The sequence below is a fragment of the Actinocatenispora rupis genome (assembly GCF_016861975.1).
GTDB lineage: Bacteria > Actinomycetota > Actinomycetes > Mycobacteriales > Micromonosporaceae > Actinocatenispora > Actinocatenispora rupis.
On the sequence record NZ_BOMB01000024.1, the window covers coordinates 131080 to 147871 of the forward strand.

Genomic DNA, 16792 nt, shown 5'->3' on the forward strand with positions numbered 1-16792 from the left:
GACGCGCTTTCCCTGCCGCAGCAGGGAAAGCGCGCCGGTGTCACGTCGGCAGGGCGCGCCAGTACTGCTGGGCCGGCTCCCAGACGTGGCCGTCGGTGGTGCCGGCGAGTACCGGGTCGGCGAACGCCGCGCAGGTGTCGAGCAGGTCGGCGAAACGGTCCGGGGTGGCGGCTTCGAGGCGCTGCTTGCGCCGCCAGGTACGCCAGCGCGGCTGGGCGAGTACGGCGAACCCGTCGAGTACCTCGGTGAGGGGTCTGAGGGTGACGGCCCGGTGTGCGGCGACGATGTCGATGGCGCGGCGCATCTCGGCGCCCGGGACGCGGCGCGCGGCGGTGATCGCGGCGATGTCCACGAAGTCGCGCCACCTGGTGGTCTGCTCGCCGCGGTCGATGGCGGTGACGATCTTCTCGGCGAGGACCATGTGGTCGGGGTACCCGCGCAGCTGGAGGTGCCCGCCGAGCAGGAGCGGCAGCTCGGCGACGGTGGGTGCGGGCCAGATCGGGTCGCCGAAGTTGACGTCGGCGTGCAGCGGGATCCGGGCCTTGGCGAGGCTCGCGACCATCTGGACCCGCACGCCGGTGTACGCGGCCTCGTCGCGGATCTGCGTACCGGTGACCGTGCTGGGGTCGAACCGGAGGCCGTCGTCGGCGTCCCGTTCGACGACGGCGCGGATCCGCCGTTCGACGTCGGGGATGTCGTTGGGGAACCCGGACGCGGCCAGGTCGATGTCGCGGGTGGGGCGCCGCGCGGCGAACGCGGCCATCAGTACGCCGCCCTTGAGCGCGAAGTCCTCGGCGTGTGGCGAGGCGGCGAGGCGGGTGAGGAACCCTTCCAGCGCGTACAGCGTGAAGTACTCCATCGGGTCGCGGCCGCGGGTCTTCGCGAGGTTCCGGAGATCGAGGTACGCGCGGCCGGCGGGGGTGGCGCGGGTCGGGGCCGATGTCACAGCAACGCCTCCAGTGCCTGCCTGATCCGGGGAAGCGCCTTCGGGAACGATGCCGCCACCCGTAGCAGCGCCGCGGGGGAGCTGCCGCGCCGCCGGATCCAGCGGCGGAGCGCCGTGTACGCGACGTCCGCGCCTTCCTGGTGGGCGAGGCGGAAGCAGTCGACGATGGTGCGTTCTGGGGAGTACACGGCGAGTCGCAGATCTTCGGCGGCGGTGAACTCGTCGCGGCCGATGTCGAACGTGCTCGGGTCGAAGCTGCGCCAGGTGACGTGCTCGAACCCGGCGGGGTGGCGCTGCCCGCGCGGTAGCGCGATGTCGGTGCCGAACGGGATCTGGTCGGTGAGGTCGTGGTGCAGCAGCGCGCTGGTCAGGCACAGGGTGGCGGCGGGCCGGAGCGCGGTGGCGGCGGCGAGCGGCGCGAGGGCGGGGTCGATCGACCCGGTGCGCACGTACACGGCGTGGCCGAGTCGTTCGATCTGGCCGGTGTGGAGCAGCCCGTAGACCTGGTCCTTGCGGAGGCCGGCGGCGCGGGCGGCGTCGAGCGTGAACGCGGGAGCCAGTGCCGGCAGGGACACGACCGCACCTCCTAACCGTCTACACATCCACGGTATCTGTATACAGTGAGGAACTCAAGATCCACGCGTGCCCGGACCTGCCGTGGCCTGAGCCCGGCACCGAGCCTAGGGCCGGGAGGACGCGTCCCGAGGGCAACGCGGCCACGACACCGACGCCGATCAGCCGGTCGAGGGGGTACGTCCGGGTGGTGTCCGGCGTGCGTCGGGGCCGGAAACGAGCACTCCGGTACGGCACGATGGTCCGATGGACGTCGAGCCGTACCGGGGTGAGCTGGTGGCGTACTGCTACCGCATGCTCGGTTCGTTCCACGAGGCCGAGGACCTGGTACAGGAGACGATGCTGCGTGCCTGGCGTTCCCGCGACCGGTACGACGCGGCCCGCGCCTCGCTGCGCACCTGGCTGTACCGGATCGCGACGAACGTGTGCCTGACGGCGTTGGAGGGTCGGGCGCGGCGGCCGCTGCCGTCCGGGTTGGGCGCGCCGAGCGACGATCCGGCCGCGCCGCTCACCCCGGCGTACGACGTGCCGTGGCTGCAGCCGTTCCCGGACGCGCGGTTCGACCTGGCCGCGCGGACGGATCTGCGGTTGGCGCTGGTGGCCGCGATGCAGGTACTCCAGCCCCGGCAGCGCGCGGTCCTGCTGCTGCGCGAGGTGCTCCAGTTCAGCGCGGCGGAGGTCGCCGACCAGCTGGCGACGACGGTACCGGCGGTCAACAGCGCGCTGCAGCGGGCCCGTACGGCGCTGGCGCGGGTGGACGACCCGGGCGCGCTCGCGGAGCCGGACGACCCGGCCGTCCGGGCCGTGCTCCAGCGGTACCTGCGGGCGTTCGAGGCGGCGGACGTGCCGGCGCTGGTGCGGCTGCTGACCGACGACGCGGTACTGGAGATGCCGCCGGTGCCGCTCTGGTACCGGGGGCGCGACGACTACGGCCGCTTCATGACGCGGGTGTTCACGATGCGCGGCACGGGCTGGCGTACCCGGGTGGTGTCGGCGAACGGCCAGCCCGCGTTCGCCGCGTACGCGCCGGATCCGGAGGGTGGCCACCGGCTGCACACGCTCCAGGTGGTCACGGTGCTCGGCGAGCGGGTCGCGCACACCGTGGTGTTCGCCGACCCGGCCGTGTGCGCCGCGTTCGACCTGCCGGAGCGCATTCCCGCGAACTGAATCCGTCGGGCGCGATGAGTTCCGCCGACCCCGCCGGTAGGTACCGGTGAGAGTCGAAGCGAAGGGACACGATCATGAGCGTCACCGTCATCGAGTTCGTCACCCTGGACGGGGTCATGTCCGACCCCGACGGATCCGCCGGTACGCCGGGCGGCGGCTGGGCGTTCCGGCACGGCCCGGAGACCGTCGCGGGGGACAAGTTCCGGCTCGGCCGCCTGATGGAGGACGGGGTGATGCTGCTGGGCCGCGCGACGTGGGAGCAGTTCGCCCGGATCTGGGCGCCGCGGTCCGACCCGTTCTCCGACCGGATGAACGCCATGGCCAAGCTGGTCGCGACCCGTACCCGGAGCGACGTGTCGGGCTGGTCGAACTCGCGGCCGCTGACCGGCGACCTCCTCGACGCGGTACGCCGGTCCGACCGGGACGTCGTCGTGGCCGGCAGCCGCAGCGTGGTGCACGCGCTGATGGCCGCCGACCTGGTCGACGAGTACCGGCTGCTGACGTTCCCGACGCTGCTGGGCAGCGGCGAGCGGCTGTTCCCGGCCGACGGCGCGCCGGCGTACCTGGAGTGCACGTCGGTCGAGCCGGTCGGCGCCGCCGTCCTCACCTGCCACCGGCGGACCCGGTGACCGTCCGCTTCGTCGCCGTGTACGAGACGCCCGCCGATCCGGCCGCGTTCGACCGGCACTACCGCGAGGTGCACGTACCGCTGGCGCGCCGGCTGCCCGGGCTGCGCCGGTACACCCTCGGCCAGGGCGCCGCCGCGGTCCGGGGCGAGCCGTACCATCTCGTCGCCGAGCTGGACTGGGACAGCATGGCCGAGCTGCGCGCCGCGTTCGAGTCGCCGGAGGGGCGGGCGACGGCGGCCGACGCGGGCCGGCTCGCGGAGCTGGCCCCGGTCCGCAGCATGGTGCTCACCCTCACCGACCCCGACTGAACCCCTTGGTACGCAAGGGTTTCCGTGTGCGCCGGTGGTGCCCGGTCGGGCCGTCCCGTCCGGCTGGCCCGGCCAGCGGGTCCGGCCACGGCGGGGCCGCGCGGCTGCCGTCGTACGGCGGGCGGCGCACCGGGATCCCGGTGCGCCGCAAGGGTTTCCGCGCCGCGACAGGTCAGCCGCAGTGCACGCCGTTCTGGTCGGTGTGGTACGCGGACCGGCCGTCGGGGGAGTCGACCGTGCCCCACAGGTTGACGCAGGTGTGGCGGGCGTGCACGTACACCGGGCCGGCGTAGTACTTGTAGTTGCCGGTGTCGTCCTGCCCGTCGTCGGTGTCGGTCGAGACGCGCACGCCCATCCACTTGGCGGTGCCGACCCACTCGGTCGCCTCGGTGTACGCGCAGTTCTGGCCGTTGCCGGCGTTGTAGTACAGGTAGAGTGTGCCGGCGCTGGGCCCGGTGCTGTTGGGATCGAGCAGCGGGTAACTGTCCACATAGGAGTATCCGGTGCCGCAGACGGTGGTGGTCGCCGCGGCCGGTCCGGTCGCCGGTACGAGCGCCAGTGCCGCCGACGCCACCGTCACGGCACCCGCTGCCAGCGCAGTACGAAAACGCATCGCGACCCCTCTCAGGGCAGGAGCAGCCGCGCCGCGGGCGTGTCGTACCGCGGCGTGCTGCGGGGGACTGGGCGACGGAACGGGCGATCCGCGACGATCGATGCGTTCCGTCGCTGTCGGACACTAATCCGTCAGTCACCCCGGAGCCGCCGTTACCGGAAGGTTTTGAGGAGGGGTTGAGCAAACGTGCTCAGGACGCCAGCCGTACGGCACGGGTCGCGGGACGGTGCCGCAGCGGCGCGCGCTGGAGCCGGGCGAGGCCGCGGATCGTCCACGCCAGCAACGGAAACAGTGTCAGCAGCACGAGCCCGGCGTGTACGGCCCAGGCCCCGGCGAGCGTCGGCCCGCCCCAGGCCGAGTGGTACGTGCTGGCCCACGCGCCCGGCGGCGCCTGGTGGAACGACAGGTGCAGCCACGGTACGAGCGGGGCGGTCTCCCCGTCGCCGGCGCCGACGTAGTTCCGCAGCGGGTACCCGACGCTGTAGAGCACCAGGAACCCCAGGTACTGCGTGACCGCCCAGCCCACCGCCCCGGTGAGCACCGACAGCACCGCCGCGCCGAGGGTACGGCCGGGGGTCGCGGGGTCCGGGTCGGGCAGGTCGGCCCAGCGCGCGGCCCGCTCCTGCCACCGCGCCGCGGTACGCCAGCGCCCGGCGAGCGCCAGCACCAGCCCTGCCACCCCCAGCGGCAGGCCGAGCAGCACGTATCCGAACCGCCGCCAGGTGCCCGCGCGGTACGCCGTCGTCCAGATCCTCAGTACGCCCATGCCCGTACGGTCGCGTCCCGGCCGGGCGCGGGGCATCCCGCCACGGAGCCATTCCCGCGTACCACCTGGGTAGTGGATGTCCGCGATGCGATGTGTGTGAAGTGCCTACCGCTGGGTAACACCGACGAGTAGCCTCGGATCGAGGACCCGTGACGCAGGGGGTGCCGAGATGACCGCGACCGTACGCGAGGGCGGGCCGGAGCGGCCCGAGCCGGTGACCGTCGACGAGACCGCCGCCCGGCAGGCTGCCGAGCAGGCCCGCGAGACCGAGTGGCGCAAGCCCAGCTTCGGGCGCGAACTGTTCCTCGGTCACCTGCGGTTGGACCTGGTCCATCCGCATCCCGAACCGACGGCCGAGGCCGACAGCCGCGGCGAGGAGTTCCTTGCCGTACTCAAGGAGTTCGCCGCGACGCGGATCGACGGCGAGGCGATCGAGCGCGACGACCGGATCCCCGACGAGACGATCCGCGGGCTGCGCGAGATCGGCGCGTTCGGCCTGAAGATCTCCCGGGAGTACGGGGGGCTCGGCCTGTCCCACTACCACTACGGTCGCGCGCTGATGCTGGCGTCGTCGGCGAGCCCCGCGGTCGGCGCGCTGCTGTCCGCGCACCAGTCGATCGGCGCGCCGCAGCCGCTCGCCCTGTTCGGCAGCGACGAGCAGAAGCGCAAGTACCTGCCGCGGTTGGCGGCCGGCGAGATCTCCGCGTTCCTGCTGACCGAGCCGGACGTCGGGTCGGACCCGGCGCGGCTGGCCGCCACCGCCACCCCCACCGACGGCGGGTACCTGCTCGACGGCGTGAAACTGTGGGCCACCAACGGGGTCCTCGCCGACCTGCTCGTGGTGATGGCCCGGGTGCCGGACCGCGGCATCACCGCCTTCGTCGTACGGGCGGACGCGCCCGGCGTGACCGTGGAGCGGCGCAACGCGTTCATGGGCCTGCGCGGACTGGAGAACAGCGTCACCCGCTTCCACCAGGTGTACGTGCCGGCCGAGGACCGGATCGGCCGCGAGGGACTCGGCCTCAAGATCGCCCTGACCACCCTGAACACCGGCCGGCTCGCGCTGCCCGCCACCTGCGTCGGCGCCGGCAAGTACTGCCTGCGGGTGGCGCGGGAGTGGGCGGCGGCGCGGGTGCAGTGGGGCAGGGCGATCGGCGAACACGAGGCGATCGCCGCCAAGCTCGCGTTCCTCGCCGCCAGCACGTACGGGATGGAGTCCGTGCTCGACCTGTGCGACCTGCTCGCCGACGACGACCGCAACGACATCCGCATCGAGGCCGCCATCGCCAAGCTGTACGCCACCGAACTGGCCTGGCGCGTCGTCGACGAGACGGTACAGATCCGCGGTGGCCGCGGGTACGAGACGTCCGAGTCGCTGGCGGCCCGCGGCGAGCGCGCCGTACCGGTCGAGCAGCTGTTGCGGGACGTGCGCATCAACCGGATCTTCGAGGGCTCCAGCGAGATCATGCGGCTGTTCATCGCGCGCGAGGCGGTCGACACGCACCTGTCGGTGGCCGGCGAGCTGATCGACCCGCACGTCGCGTTGGGCGGCAAGGCGAAGGCGGGCGCGCGGGCCGGCGCGTTCTACGCCCGCTGGCTGCCCGGCCTCACCGTCGGCCGCGGCCAGAACCCCGGCTCGTACCACGAGTTCGGGCCGCTGGCGCGGCACCTGCGGTACGTCGAGCGCGCCAGCCGCCGCCTCGCCCGCAGTACCTTCTACGCGATGGCCCGCTGGCAGGGCGGACTGGAGCGCCGGGAGCGGTTCCTCGGTCGGATCGTGGACATCGGCGCGGAACTGTTCGCCATGACCGCCGCGTGCGTCCGCGCCCGCCGGTACGCGGGGACGGCGGAGGCCGACGCGGTCGCCGAGCTGGCCGACCTGTTCTGCACGCAGGCCGCTGCCCGCGCCGACGCGCTGTTCGACGAGCTGTGGGACAACGGCGACGGGCTCGACCGGCGCGCCGCCGAGCGCGTCCTCGCCGGTCGGTACGCGTTCCTGGAGGACGGGGTGCAGCACGCGCCGCCGGACGCGCCGTGGGTCGCGGAGTACCCGGCGGGGCCGGCGACGGTCCCGAACGTCCGCCGGCACGTGGACTGACCCGTACCGTGGCCGACGCGCCGCGTACGGCCGCCCGGGGTCACCGCCGGACAAACACCACCGACGAGCCGTCGCCCACCGTGGCCGGGATGCCCGGGTCGATGCCCTCTTCGGTACGACACACGCAAACGGTACGGCTCCCGCAGAGCCGGCCGACCGTGGTTCGATGCCGGACGGAGGCGGGCTGGGCGACCGGGCCGCCGTCGGCGAACCGGCCCGCACGCGGTACGGCGACGGGCACGCCGGCATCCGCGACACCCTCGTCGCGCCGGGTACCCACCGGCTGAGCGGTCAGCCGCCCTCGGCGTACAGCGGGACGGGGTGGGCCAGGTGGTCGGGCTCGCGCGCGTGGCTGACCGCGTCGGCCACGATGTGCGCGATGTGCTCGTCCGTCAGCGAATAGGCGATCTCCCGGCCACGCCGCTCACCGCGCACCACCCCGGCACCCTTGAGTACCCGCAGATGCTGGGACACCAACGGTTGCGGCGCGCCGGTCGCGTCGACCAGCTCGTGCACGCACCGGGGTCCGGCGGCGAGCTCGGTCACCACGGCGATCCGCAGCGGCGCGGCCAGCGCCCGCAGCAGCTCACCGGCCGCCTGATAGCTCTCGTACCCGCCGGACAGGCTCATGGACCCACCGTATCCTCCGCGCCGGCCCGTACGCCCGCGTGGCGCTCACGGAACCCAGCTCCAGAGCCGCGCCGCCTTCCGTGCCGCGACCCGGGTACCGGCGAGCCGGGTGACCCGCGTCAGCACCCCGTACGCCACGGCGCCGGTGGACAGGCTGGTCCGCGGGTCCTGCCGCGCCATCCGCTGTACCCGCTGGCTGCGCGGCCGGCGGGCCCGGTCGTAGCTGGCGAGGGCCGCGGGCACGTCACCGGCGCCGTCGAGTACGGCGGCGAGGGTGGCGGCGTCCTCCAACGCCTGGCACGCGCCCTGCGCCAGGAACGGGGTCATCGGGTGCGCCGCGTCGCCCAGCAACGCCACCCTTCCGTCGACGTACGAGCCGAGCGGGTCGAGGTCGTGGATGTCGTGGCACAGCACCGATCCCGGCGGGGTGGCGGTGACGAGCGCGGGGATCGGGTCGTGCCAGTCACCGACGTGCCGCCGTACTTCGGCGAGATCGTCGTCGTACCGGACGCCGGGGTGCTCCGCGCGGACCGTGAGGAACCAGAAGACACGGTGCCCGGGCAGCGGATGCGCGCCGAACCGCGCGCCGCGCCCCCACGTCTGGAACCCGGCCACCGGCCACACCGCGTCCGGCCCGGTCACCCCGCGCCAGCACCGGATCCGTTGGTACACCGGCGATGGCGGGCCCGACCACAGCGCGCCGCGCACCGCCGACCGGATGCCGTCCGCGCCGATCAGCACGTCCGCGGTGACCCGCCGGTCGCCGTACACGGCGGTCACGCCGCGCCCGGTCCGCTCGACACCCGTCACCTCCGCGCCGTGGCGTACCACGTCGTCGGGGAGCCGGTCGAGCAGCGCGCGGTGCACCTCGGCGCGGTGGTTGGCGAGCAGCGGCGTGTCCCGCCCGGGCCGGAACCGCATCAGGTGCCGGCCGTCCGGCGCCCGCAGCGTCGCCCCCGCCTCCGTCGGTACGGACACGGCCCGGAACGCGTCGCCCACGCCCAGCGCGTCGGCCGCCCGCAGCGCGTTCGGCGCGAACGACCAGCCGGCACCGACCTCGCGGGGTACGGCCGCGCGTTCGAGCACGGTCACCGACCAGCCGGCGCGCCGCAGCCCGATCGCCGCGGCCAGCCCGCCGATGCCCCCGCCCACGACCACCGCCGTACGGCTCTGCTGAGCCATCGCAGCCTTCTTTCACCGAGTTATAGTCAGTTCAGTCTCCACTGAAATTACAGGCCGGGGCAAGGCCCCGCGCGGAGCCTGTGGGTTCACCTGCCGCAGAGGTGGTCGGTGCGCACGGCGGCGATGGGCAGCCCGGTCACGGCATCGATCCGCTCCCACCCGCCGTCCGGATTCACTGGCCGGGTGCGGTCAGCTCCAGTGCACCGGGCACCCGCGGCGCACCACCGACACGCACGCGTGCCGTACCGGATCCGGCGGGTCGTGGAGGGCGGGAACACGTCGCGCCGCCAGACCGCCGCGGCGGGACGATTCACGCCGACGGGCGGAGAGCCCAGATGTCAGCGCCGCGGAACACCGGAACGCGACAGCGAAACCGTCAGAAGAACTTGGCGACGGCGATCGCCACCGTGAGGCCCAGGGCGAGCAACTGCGGCAACCGGCGCGCCCAGGTCAGCAGCGGCCACGTCGCGGCGCAGATCAGCCCCGCCAGTACGGCCACCACCAGCAACAATGCGCCGCCGACCGCGCCCGGCAGGAACAGCCCCGCCAGTACGATCGCCAGCGACACCAGGAACAGCCCGGTGCGCGGCACCCGCGACAGGAAGACCAGCAGGACGGCGAGCCACCGCCCGACCGCTGACGTGTTCGTCGACACCGACCGCTCCCCTCGGGTACGTCCGCTCATTGTGCCTCGCCCGCCGGGTAGCGTCACATCCCGACAGCACAGGGGAGGGTCAATGCTCGTGGTCAACCGGTTCGCGGTGGACGCCGCGGCCGCCGACGGATTCGCCGACCGGGCACGGGAGGCACTGGCCGCGTTCGCCGCGTGCACCGGCTTCACCGACGGCCAGCTCGGCCGCGCCGCCGACGACCCGACCCGCTGGTGCCTCGTCACCCGCTGGCAGTCCGTCGGGGCGTACCGCCGGGCGCTCGGCTCGTACCAGGTCAAGGTCGCGGCCACCCCGCTGCTCGCCGAGTCCGTCGAGGAACCCTCCGCGTACGAGGTGCTCGCGAGCGCCGCCGACGGCGTCGTCACCGTCGGCACCAGCGACCGCTCCCCGACGTACGACACACCCGACGACACTCGCTGACCAGTACATATGGTCCGTGGTCCGGCCCCGGTACCGGCCGTTCCGGCGTTACCGCCCGGCGAGCCCCGTCCCGCTGGGCCGCCGCGGTTACGATCATTCCCAGTCGAACGGGAGCGGGCGGACATGACATCGCGTCGAGCTGGTGGGCGGGCATGACCCGGCCTGATGGCGACCTGCCCGAGCCCCGTTCCCCGGGCGCGCCGACCCCGCCCACACCCCCGCCGCCGCCCGGCTCGTCCGTGCCGTCGGGTCCGCCCGCGCACTCGGGGCCGCCCGGTCCGGCCGTCCCATCCGGTCCGCATCCGGGTCCGCCGGGGCCGTCGGGCCCGCCCGGCTCCGCCGTTCCCTCGGGCCCGCCCGGGTCGGCGGGTCAGCCGGGGCAACCCGGGCCGCCCGGTACGTACGGGATGCCGGGGATGGCCGGTGCCGTGCCGCCGGGGTACGGAGGGCCCGCGGTGCCGCCGCAGGCGCCGGCCGTACCGGAGCCGCCGACGCCGCGCGGTCCCGGGGTGGTGGTGCCGTTCGCGGCGCCGCCGCGGGAGCGTAATCCGCGGATCTGGATCGGTGTGATCGTGCTGTGCGCGGTCGTGCTGCTGTGCGGTGGCGGCGGGATCGCCGGTTTCATCGGCTTCACCGTGTACGAGACGAACCAGGTGTCGGACACGGCCGACAGGTTCCTCACCGCGTTGCAGGATCAGCGTTTCGCGGCGGCGTACCAGATGCAGTGCCGGCAGGCGCGGGCGGAGCAGACGCAGCAGGAGTTCGTGGACGAGCTGTCCCGGGAGCCGAAGCTGGACAGCCACACGCTGGACGCGCCGGAGGCGTTGCAGAGCGGCAGCTCGGCGTACGTGGTGCCGGCGCAGCTGCGGTTCGCGGACGGCCAGGACAAGACGGAGCGGATCGTCGTGGTGTCGGAGGCGGCGGCGAGCGGCGGTTCGCTGAAGGTCTGCGGCGTCGCCTGAGCCGTCCCGCCACGACACGCCCGGCGTACGTCCCGGTGCGCGGGCGGGAGTGCCGTGATCGGGCCGGAAACGGCCGGGCGGGGCGGGATACCCGACACGGACACCGGTCGAGGACACCTGTGGCGACGGGTACTCTGAACAGCTCCAACGGACGGTAACCAGTCGCGCCGGGATCCGTTGACCCCGGTGTCGTCCCCACCCTTGCCGGGGTCCCCACCCTCGGTCCGGCGCCCCCGACCGAGGATCCGGACCCGTCCGCCACCGGATGGAGGAGTTGTGCCTGTCGACCGGATCGACGCGATCGTGAGCCTGGCCAAGCGCCGTGGCTTCGTCTACCCCTCCAGCGAGGTGTACGGCGGGAGCCGCTCGGCGTGGGACTACGGCCCGCTCGGCGTCGAACTGAAGGAGAACCTGCGGCGCCAGTGGTGGCGGAGCATGGTGACCGGCCGGGACGACGTGGTCGGCCTGGATTCGGCGGTGGTACTGGCGCGTGACGTCTGGGCGGCGTCGGGGCACCTCACCGAGTTCGTGGATCCGTTGACGGAGTGCCAGTCCTGCCACCGGCGGTTCCGGGCGGACCACCTGACGGAGGAGCACGGCGACGGGTCGACGGCGCTGGCCGAACTGAGCTGCCCGAGCTGCGGCAACCGGGGCACGTTCACCGCGCCGCGCAACTTCAACGGCCTGATGCGCACGTACCTGGGGGCGGTGGAGGACGAGTCGGCCGAGCACTTCCTGCGGCCGGAGACCGCGCAGGGCATCTTCGTCAACTTCCTGAACGTGTTGCAGTCGTCGCGGCGCCGGCCGCCGTTCGGGATCGCGCAGGTGGGCAAGTCGTTCCGGAACGAGATCACTCCCGGCAACTTCATCTTCCGGACGCGCGAGTTCGAGCAGATGGAACTGGAGTTCTTCGTCCGGCCGGGCGAGGACGAGACCTGGCACGAGTACTGGCTGGGTGAGCGGTGGCGCTGGTACACCGACCTCGGGCTGTCGGAGCGCAACCTGCGGCGGCACGAGCATCCGGCCGACAAGCTGTCGCACTACGCGAAGCGCACCGTGGACATCGAGTACCGGTTCGATCTGGGTGGCAAGGAGTTCGACGAGCTGGAGGGCATCGCCAACCGGACCGACTTCGACCTGACCACGCACTCGAAGGCGTCCGGCACCGACCTGTCGTACTTCGACCAGGAGTCCGGCGAGCGCTGGTTCCCGTACGTGATCGAGCCGTCGGCGGGGCTGACGCGCGGCGTGCTGGCGTTCCTGCTGGAGGCGTACGACATCGACCAGGCGCCCAACACCAAGGGCGGCATGGACTCGCGCACGGTGCTGCGGTTCGATCCGCGGCTGGCGCCGGTGAAGGCGGCGGTGCTGCCGCTGTCCCGCAACCCGGAACTGTCGCCGAAGGCGCGCGGGCTGGCTGCGGCGCTGCGCAAGCGGTGGACGGTCGAGTTCGACGACGCGGGCGCGATCGGCCGGCGGTACCGGCGGCAGGACGAGGTCGGCACGCCGTTCTGCGTCACCGTCGACTTCGACACGCTGTCCGACAACGCCGTCACCGTACGGGACCGGGACACGATGAAGCAGGAACGCGTCAGCCTCGACCACGTGGAGAACTACCTGGTCGAGCGCCTCCCGGGCTGCTGACCCGCGGCGGCGGCCGCTCCAGGACGCCCCGGACTCCGGCTGGTACGGCGAGGGCCGCCGAGCATGACGGAGCCCGGCACCGTCAGGGTGGCGCCGGGCTCCGTCAGCGGGGGGTTGGGGGGTTTCTCGGGGGCTACACGCAGGGCAGTGCGTTGACGATCGCCTGCGCGTGCACCGCGTCGTCGGCGTACGCGTCGGGGAACGCGGACACCTGGACCGTCTGCGCCGCCACGGTGACGGGCATGCCCTCCCAGCCGGGTACGCGGAGCAGGGCCTGGTAGAACTTCGTGGCCGAGGTCTCCGGGTTCATCAGCTCGGACAGCGTGCCCCAGCTGCCGGCGCCCCACGGCGCGACGGGGCGCTGCTGGAACAGCCCCACCGAGTCGTGGTCGTACCCGACGGCCTGGTGGGCGATGCCCATCGAGTCGGGGATGTTGCCGTTGGCGTAGTTGCGCAGCCCGCTCTCCTGCAGCGCCGTCGACAGGGCGATGATCTGCCCCTTCTTGTCGATGTGGAGCTTCTGGCCGGCGCGGATGATCGCCCGGGCGTTCTGCGTCTGGATGCCCGACAGGTCGACGACGGTGGCCGGCGGGGTGCACCGGTTCTTGTTACGCGACGCCTGGGCGGCTGCCTGCTTCTTCCGGTCCTCGTCCGCCTTCTTCTTGGCCGCTGCGTCGGCGGCGGCCTTGGCGTCCTTGGCCTTCTGGGCCTTGTCCGCCGCGGCCTGCTGGGCCGCCGCCTGCTTCGCCTGGACGACGTCGGCGGAGAGCTGCTGACCGGAGGCGGTCACCTTCTCGTTCGACTGGGCCGGGCGGCTCGCCGCGGTCTCCACCGCGACGGGCTTGCTTGCGTTCGAATCAGATGTGGGGGAGGCGGCGCTGGCAAGAGATGCACCGAACAGCGCAGGGGAGCACGCGATGACGGCAGCCAGCACCACGCGCATCCGCGCGCGACTCATGGCAGTCCTTCGGTATAGGGGGTTGGGGGGACTGGTGTGCAAACCTCGGCACACCGCCCCGACGCCTCCGACGCCGGGGCAGATCGGAACGGGGGAGTTCCGATCGGCCTGGACCCGACTGGAGACCCTGCTTCGTCTCCGTCTCACTGCCGGGCAGCTGGCGCGACGCTGTCCCTTGCGGGTGGCCTACCCGCGGTGGTTCGCGGCGCCTCTACGTGGGTAACACTCCGCAATCGCGCTTGGCTACGTTGATCATTGCTTTCATGGCGTAACCCACAGTGATCATGAAAATGCTGACCGGACAATTCCGATCCGCGTGGCGTTACGACGCAGGCACATCGAGTCGTTCGAGACGGTGGCGCCCGTGCGGTGAACGACAGATGAAGCAGTTTCGCATCGTCGCACCGGCTGTGCGACTCTGCGTAGTCACATGATCTCGATCGTGTGGTGGGCCCTGGTGCCTTCCGGACATCCCGCCTACGGTCACCGGGGTGCGTACCGGGGAAGCCGCCGTCGGACCGTACCCGTCGCCCGCATGGCATCCTCGACGGGTGACGATCACCGCAGCACCCGTGTCGCGTCCGGGCGGCGCGCCGGACCACGGGACCGCACCCCAGGCACCCGCCCTGGCCCTCGGGCCGTACCAGGTGGCTCCGCCCGTGGTGCTGGCGCCGATGGCCGGCATCACGAACGTGGCGTTCCGGGCGCTGTGCGCCGAGCACGGCGCCGGGCTGTACGTGTGCGAGATGGTCACCACCCGCGCCCTCGTCGAGCGCAACCCGAAGACCCTCCGGATGGTCCGGTTCGGCGCCGCCGAGCGTCCCCGCAGCCTCCAGCTGTACGGGGTGGACCCGGAGATCACCGCCCGCGCCGTACGGATGGTGGTGGAGGAGGACCTGGCCGACCACGTCGACCTCAACTTCGGCTGCCCCGTACCGAAGGTGACGCGGAAGGGTGGCGGGGCCGCGCTTCCCTGGCGCCGCACGCTGTTCGAGGCGATCGTGCGGGGCGCGGTCGAGGCCGCCGCACCGGCCGGCGTACCGGTGACGGTGAAGCTGCGCCGCGGCATCGACGACGAGCACCTCACCTACCTGGACGCCGGCCGCATCGCCGAGGACGCCGGGGTCGCCGCCGTCGCCCTGCACGGCCGCACCGCCGCCCAGCGCTACTCCGGGACCGCCGACTGGTCCTCGATCGCCGCGCTCAAACGCGCGCTTTCCGTTCCGGTACTGGGAAACGGCGACATCTGGGAGGCGGACGACGCGCTCCGGATGGTCGCCGAGACCGGCTGCGACGGCGTCGTCATCGGCCGCGGCTGCCTCGGGCGTCCGTGGCTGTTCGCCGACCTCGCCGCCGCCTTCGCCGGGAGTACCGAGCGGGTCATGCCGACGCTCGGCCAGGTCGCCGCCACCATGCGCCGCCACGCCGTACTCCTGGGCGAGTGGCTGGGTTCCGAACGCGACGGCTGCGTCGACTTCCGCAAGCACGTCGCCTGGTACCTCAAGGGATTCCCGGTCGGCAGCGACCTGCGGCGCGCCCTCGCGATGGTCTCCGGACTGTCCGAACTGGACGATCACCTGGCCCGGCTCGACCCGGCCGAACCGTTCCCGGCGAGCGAACTGGGCCGCCCGCGCGGGCGTACCTCCTCGCCGGGTCGGGTCGCGCTGCCGGCGGGCTGGCTCGCCGACCGCGACTCGCCGGTCGTACCGGTCGGCGCCGAACTCGACACCTCCGGCGGCTGATGGTGTCACCCGTTCTTTGCTCCGGGGACACGCTGGGTGTCCGGTTCGGGTGACGTTGGTTGATCTTGGATACGACCGGGTGTCGTCCGGTGCCCCGCGTCTGGCACGAGCGGGCGGACGATCCTTAGGATGGCGGGCAAGCTACTGCGCGACGTCCAGGCGGGAAGGGTCGACGGATGACGATGAACCAGGCGCCGTCGCGCGTTCGTGCGGTGGCGCGGGTCGGCGCCGATCCGGCACCCACCGGGCGCGGCCCGGCGACCTTCCTGCGCCGCCGCCGGCACGGCTACCTCGGCCCGGTCAGCGTGCTGCAACTGGTGCTGATCGAGGCCCTCATCGTGGGCGTCCTCGTGCTGTTCCGGCACTCCCTTGTCCTGCTGATCGTCGGCTGCCTGCTGGCAGCGACCGTCCTGGTCCTCACCTTCGCCCGCAGCGGCGGCCGCTGGTGGCTGGAGCGCATGCTGCTGCGCCGTCAGTACCGTCGGCGCAAGGGCAGCAGCCACCTGCCCGCCGACGACTCGCGCCTGGTGTCCCTGCACCGCCTGGTGCCGGACCTGACGATCCGCACCGTCGAAGGGCCGGGCGGCACCGAAGTCGGCATCGGGCGTGACGGCGCCGGATCGTTCGCCGTCGTGGCGATCGCGCCGCAGGCGGGCCTGAACGGCGATCCGCTCGGCGACATCCCCCTCAGCAAGCTGGCCGGCCTCGTCCAGGACGCGGAGCAGCCCGGTGCGGTCCTGCAGGTCGTACGGCACTCGGTTCCGGCGACCGGAGCCGGGCCGGGTGGCCAGCCGGCCGCCGACTCGTACCGTGAGCTCGCCTCGCGGTACGGCGTGGGCATGGCCGCCGACCAGGCGACCTGGGTGGCGATCCGGTTCGACGCGCGGACCGTGGCGGAGGCGTCGGTGGGCGCGCCCGACGACTCGGCCGAGATCCCGCTCATGCTGTCCGTCCTGGTCCGCCGCGTCGGCAAGGTGCTGCGCCGGTCCGGCCTGGAGTACCAGGTGCTCAGCGCCGACGGGCTGATCGAGGCGCTGACCCGCTCGTGCGAACTCGAACAGCCCCCTCCAGGCCCGCAACCGCGGAACGCTGAGAGCTGGACCGGGTGGCGTTCCGCCAGTCTGCTGCACGCGTGCTTCTGGGTGAGCGGCTGGCCAGACCTGCGGAACAGTGGCGCGTTCCTCGACGAGATGAGCCGCACGCAGGCCGCACTGACCAGCGTCGCGCTGATCCTCGCGCCGCTCGGCGACCTGATCGAACTGCGGTGCCTGCTGCGCGTGGCGTCCGAACCGTCGCTGCTCGACCAGACCTGCTCGGCGGCCCGCCAGGCCGTCTCCCGGTCTGGCGGCAGCGTGTTCCGGCTCGACGGCGAACAGGCCCCCGCGGTGTACGCGACGGCGCCCACGGGCGGTGGCGCCCGATGACAGCACGGGAAGGTACGGCCATGGCCTGCACGCGACGTGTCGTACCGCGACGGTGCCCG

16 protein-coding genes and 1 pseudogene are annotated in these 16792 nt (G+C 73.0%); 9 read left to right on the forward strand and 8 right to left on the reverse strand.

Features of this window, described 5'->3' with window-relative positions; genetic code table 11:
• Positions 1-40: 40 nt before the first annotated feature.
• Together Aru02nite_RS21865 and Aru02nite_RS21870 are read right to left on the reverse strand one after the other, a co-directional pair.
• Entirely contained in the window at positions 41-946 is a 906-nt protein-coding gene (locus tag Aru02nite_RS21865) for a nucleotidyl transferase AbiEii/AbiGii toxin family protein (RefSeq protein WP_203660628.1), read from the reverse strand.
• Positions 943-1521 carry a type IV toxin-antitoxin system AbiEi family antitoxin domain-containing protein gene (locus Aru02nite_RS21870; RefSeq protein ID WP_203660630.1) on the reverse strand — a complete coding sequence of 193 codons (579 nt, stop codon included), beginning with the start codon at positions 1519-1521 and terminating at the stop codon, positions 943-945. The genes Aru02nite_RS21865 and Aru02nite_RS21870 overlap by 4 nt, the downstream gene beginning before the upstream one ends.
• Before the next feature lie 226 nt (positions 1522-1747).
• Between Aru02nite_RS21870 and Aru02nite_RS21875 the strand changes: the two are divergent.
• The 3 genes and pseudogenes from Aru02nite_RS21875 to Aru02nite_RS21885 form a co-directional block, all read left to right on the forward strand.
• Positions 1748-2686 (forward strand): annotated as a pseudogene (locus Aru02nite_RS21875) (sigma-70 family RNA polymerase sigma factor); the annotation flags it as partial.
• Positions 2687-2760: 74 nt separating this feature from the next.
• The gene (locus Aru02nite_RS21880; protein ID WP_203660633.1) at positions 2761-3315 is read left to right on the forward strand and encodes a dihydrofolate reductase family protein; all 555 of its coding nucleotides are present in this window, start codon (positions 2761-2763) and stop codon (positions 3313-3315) included.
• Positions 3312-3623 carry an EthD family reductase gene (locus Aru02nite_RS21885; RefSeq protein WP_203660635.1) on the forward strand — a complete coding sequence of 104 codons (312 nt, stop codon included), beginning with the start codon at positions 3312-3314 and terminating at the stop codon, positions 3621-3623. Before Aru02nite_RS21880 ends, Aru02nite_RS21885 begins: the two co-directional genes overlap by 4 nt.
• A gap of 172 nt (positions 3624-3795) precedes the next feature.
• Here the strand turns inward: Aru02nite_RS21885 and Aru02nite_RS21890 are convergent, their stop codons facing one another.
• Positions 3796-4236, reverse strand: coding sequence for a hypothetical protein (locus tag Aru02nite_RS21890; RefSeq protein WP_203660636.1), 441 nt, complete (start codon positions 4234-4236; stop codon positions 3796-3798).
• Positions 4237-4426: 190 nt separating this feature from the next.
• The gene (locus Aru02nite_RS21895; protein WP_203660637.1) at positions 4427-5002 is read right to left on the reverse strand and encodes a hypothetical protein; all 576 of its coding nucleotides are present in this window, start codon (positions 5000-5002) and stop codon (positions 4427-4429) included.
• Positions 5003-5171: 169 nt separating this feature from the next.
• Here Aru02nite_RS21895 and Aru02nite_RS21900 point away from each other — a divergent pair, with 169 nt between their 5' ends.
• Positions 5172-7100 carry an acyl-CoA dehydrogenase family protein gene (locus tag Aru02nite_RS21900; RefSeq protein WP_203660638.1) on the forward strand — a complete coding sequence of 643 codons (1929 nt, stop codon included), beginning with the start codon at positions 5172-5174 and terminating at the stop codon, positions 7098-7100.
• Between the two features lie 291 nt (positions 7101-7391).
• Here the strand turns inward: Aru02nite_RS21900 and Aru02nite_RS21905 are convergent, their stop codons facing one another.
• From Aru02nite_RS21905 to Aru02nite_RS21915, 3 genes are all read right to left on the reverse strand, one after another.
• The gene (locus tag Aru02nite_RS21905) at positions 7392-7730 is read right to left on the reverse strand and encodes an ArsR/SmtB family transcription factor (RefSeq protein ID WP_203660639.1); all 339 of its coding nucleotides are present in this window, start codon (positions 7728-7730) and stop codon (positions 7392-7394) included.
• Between the two features lie 45 nt (positions 7731-7775).
• Entirely contained in the window at positions 7776-8912 is a 1137-nt protein-coding gene (locus Aru02nite_RS21910) for an FAD-dependent monooxygenase (RefSeq protein ID WP_203660640.1), read from the reverse strand.
• A 376-nt stretch (positions 8913-9288) separates the two neighbouring features.
• Complete coding sequence (locus Aru02nite_RS21915; RefSeq protein ID WP_203660641.1) at positions 9289-9567, reverse strand: DUF6703 family protein; 279 nt, start codon at positions 9565-9567, stop codon at positions 9289-9291.
• Positions 9568-9649: 82 nt separating this feature from the next.
• Between Aru02nite_RS21915 and Aru02nite_RS21920 the strand changes: the two genes are divergently transcribed.
• From Aru02nite_RS21920 to Aru02nite_RS21930, 3 genes are all read left to right on the forward strand, one after another.
• Positions 9650-10003, forward strand: coding sequence for an antibiotic biosynthesis monooxygenase (locus Aru02nite_RS21920; protein WP_203660642.1), 354 nt, complete (start codon positions 9650-9652; stop codon positions 10001-10003).
• A gap of 455 nt (positions 10004-10458) precedes the next feature.
• Positions 10459-10965: an Rv0361 family membrane protein gene (locus Aru02nite_RS21925; protein WP_203660643.1), complete on the forward strand. Its 507-nt coding sequence runs from the start codon at positions 10459-10461 to the stop codon at positions 10963-10965.
• 276 nt (positions 10966-11241) lie between these two features.
• Positions 11242-12609 (forward strand): glycine--tRNA ligase, encoded by a 1368-nt coding sequence (locus tag Aru02nite_RS21930; RefSeq protein ID WP_203660644.1) that lies wholly within the window; start codon positions 11242-11244, stop codon positions 12607-12609.
• 133 nt (positions 12610-12742) lie between these two features.
• Here Aru02nite_RS21930 and Aru02nite_RS21935 read toward each other — a convergent pair whose 3' ends face one another.
• Positions 12743-13567, reverse strand: a complete 825-nt coding sequence (locus tag Aru02nite_RS21935) for a hypothetical protein (protein ID WP_203660646.1) — start codon at positions 13565-13567, stop codon at positions 12743-12745.
• A gap of 572 nt (positions 13568-14139) precedes the next feature.
• On the opposite strand from Aru02nite_RS21935, the gene dusB reads away from it, so the two are divergent.
• Both dusB and Aru02nite_RS21945 read left to right on the forward strand, forming a co-directional pair.
• Positions 14140-15309 carry a tRNA dihydrouridine synthase DusB gene (dusB, locus tag Aru02nite_RS21940; RefSeq protein WP_373324943.1) on the forward strand — a complete coding sequence of 390 codons (1170 nt, stop codon included), beginning with the start codon at positions 14140-14142 and terminating at the stop codon, positions 15307-15309.
• A 176-nt stretch (positions 15310-15485) separates the two neighbouring features.
• Positions 15486-16733 carry a type VII secretion protein EccE gene (locus Aru02nite_RS21945; RefSeq protein WP_203660648.1) on the forward strand — a complete coding sequence of 416 codons (1248 nt, stop codon included), beginning with the start codon at positions 15486-15488 and terminating at the stop codon, positions 16731-16733.
• The last annotated feature ends 59 nt before the right edge of the window (positions 16734-16792 follow it).

Coding starts and splice junctions, on each gene's coding strand:
- Aru02nite_RS21880 (WP_203660633.1), top strand. CDS start 2,761: ATGAGCGTCACCGTCATCGAGTTCGTCACCCTGGACGGGGTCATGTCC.
- Aru02nite_RS21890 (WP_203660636.1), bottom strand. CDS start 4,236: ATGCGTTTTCGTACTGCGCTGGCAGCGGGTGCCGTGACGGTGGCGTCG.
- Aru02nite_RS21895 (WP_203660637.1), bottom strand. CDS start 5,002: ATGGGCGTACTGAGGATCTGGACGACGGCGTACCGCGCGGGCACCTGG.
- Aru02nite_RS21900 (WP_203660638.1), top strand. CDS start 5,172: ATGACCGCGACCGTACGCGAGGGCGGGCCGGAGCGGCCCGAGCCGGTG.
- Aru02nite_RS21905 (WP_203660639.1), bottom strand. CDS start 7,730: ATGAGCCTGTCCGGCGGGTACGAGAGCTATCAGGCGGCCGGTGAGCTG.
- Aru02nite_RS21910 (WP_203660640.1), bottom strand. CDS start 8,912: ATGGCTCAGCAGAGCCGTACGGCGGTGGTCGTGGGCGGGGGCATCGGC.
- Aru02nite_RS21920 (WP_203660642.1), top strand. CDS start 9,650: ATGCTCGTGGTCAACCGGTTCGCGGTGGACGCCGCGGCCGCCGACGGA.
- Aru02nite_RS21935 (WP_203660646.1), bottom strand. CDS start 13,567: ATGAGTCGCGCGCGGATGCGCGTGGTGCTGGCTGCCGTCATCGCGTGC.
- Aru02nite_RS21945 (WP_203660648.1), top strand. CDS start 15,486: ATGACGATGAACCAGGCGCCGTCGCGCGTTCGTGCGGTGGCGCGGGTC.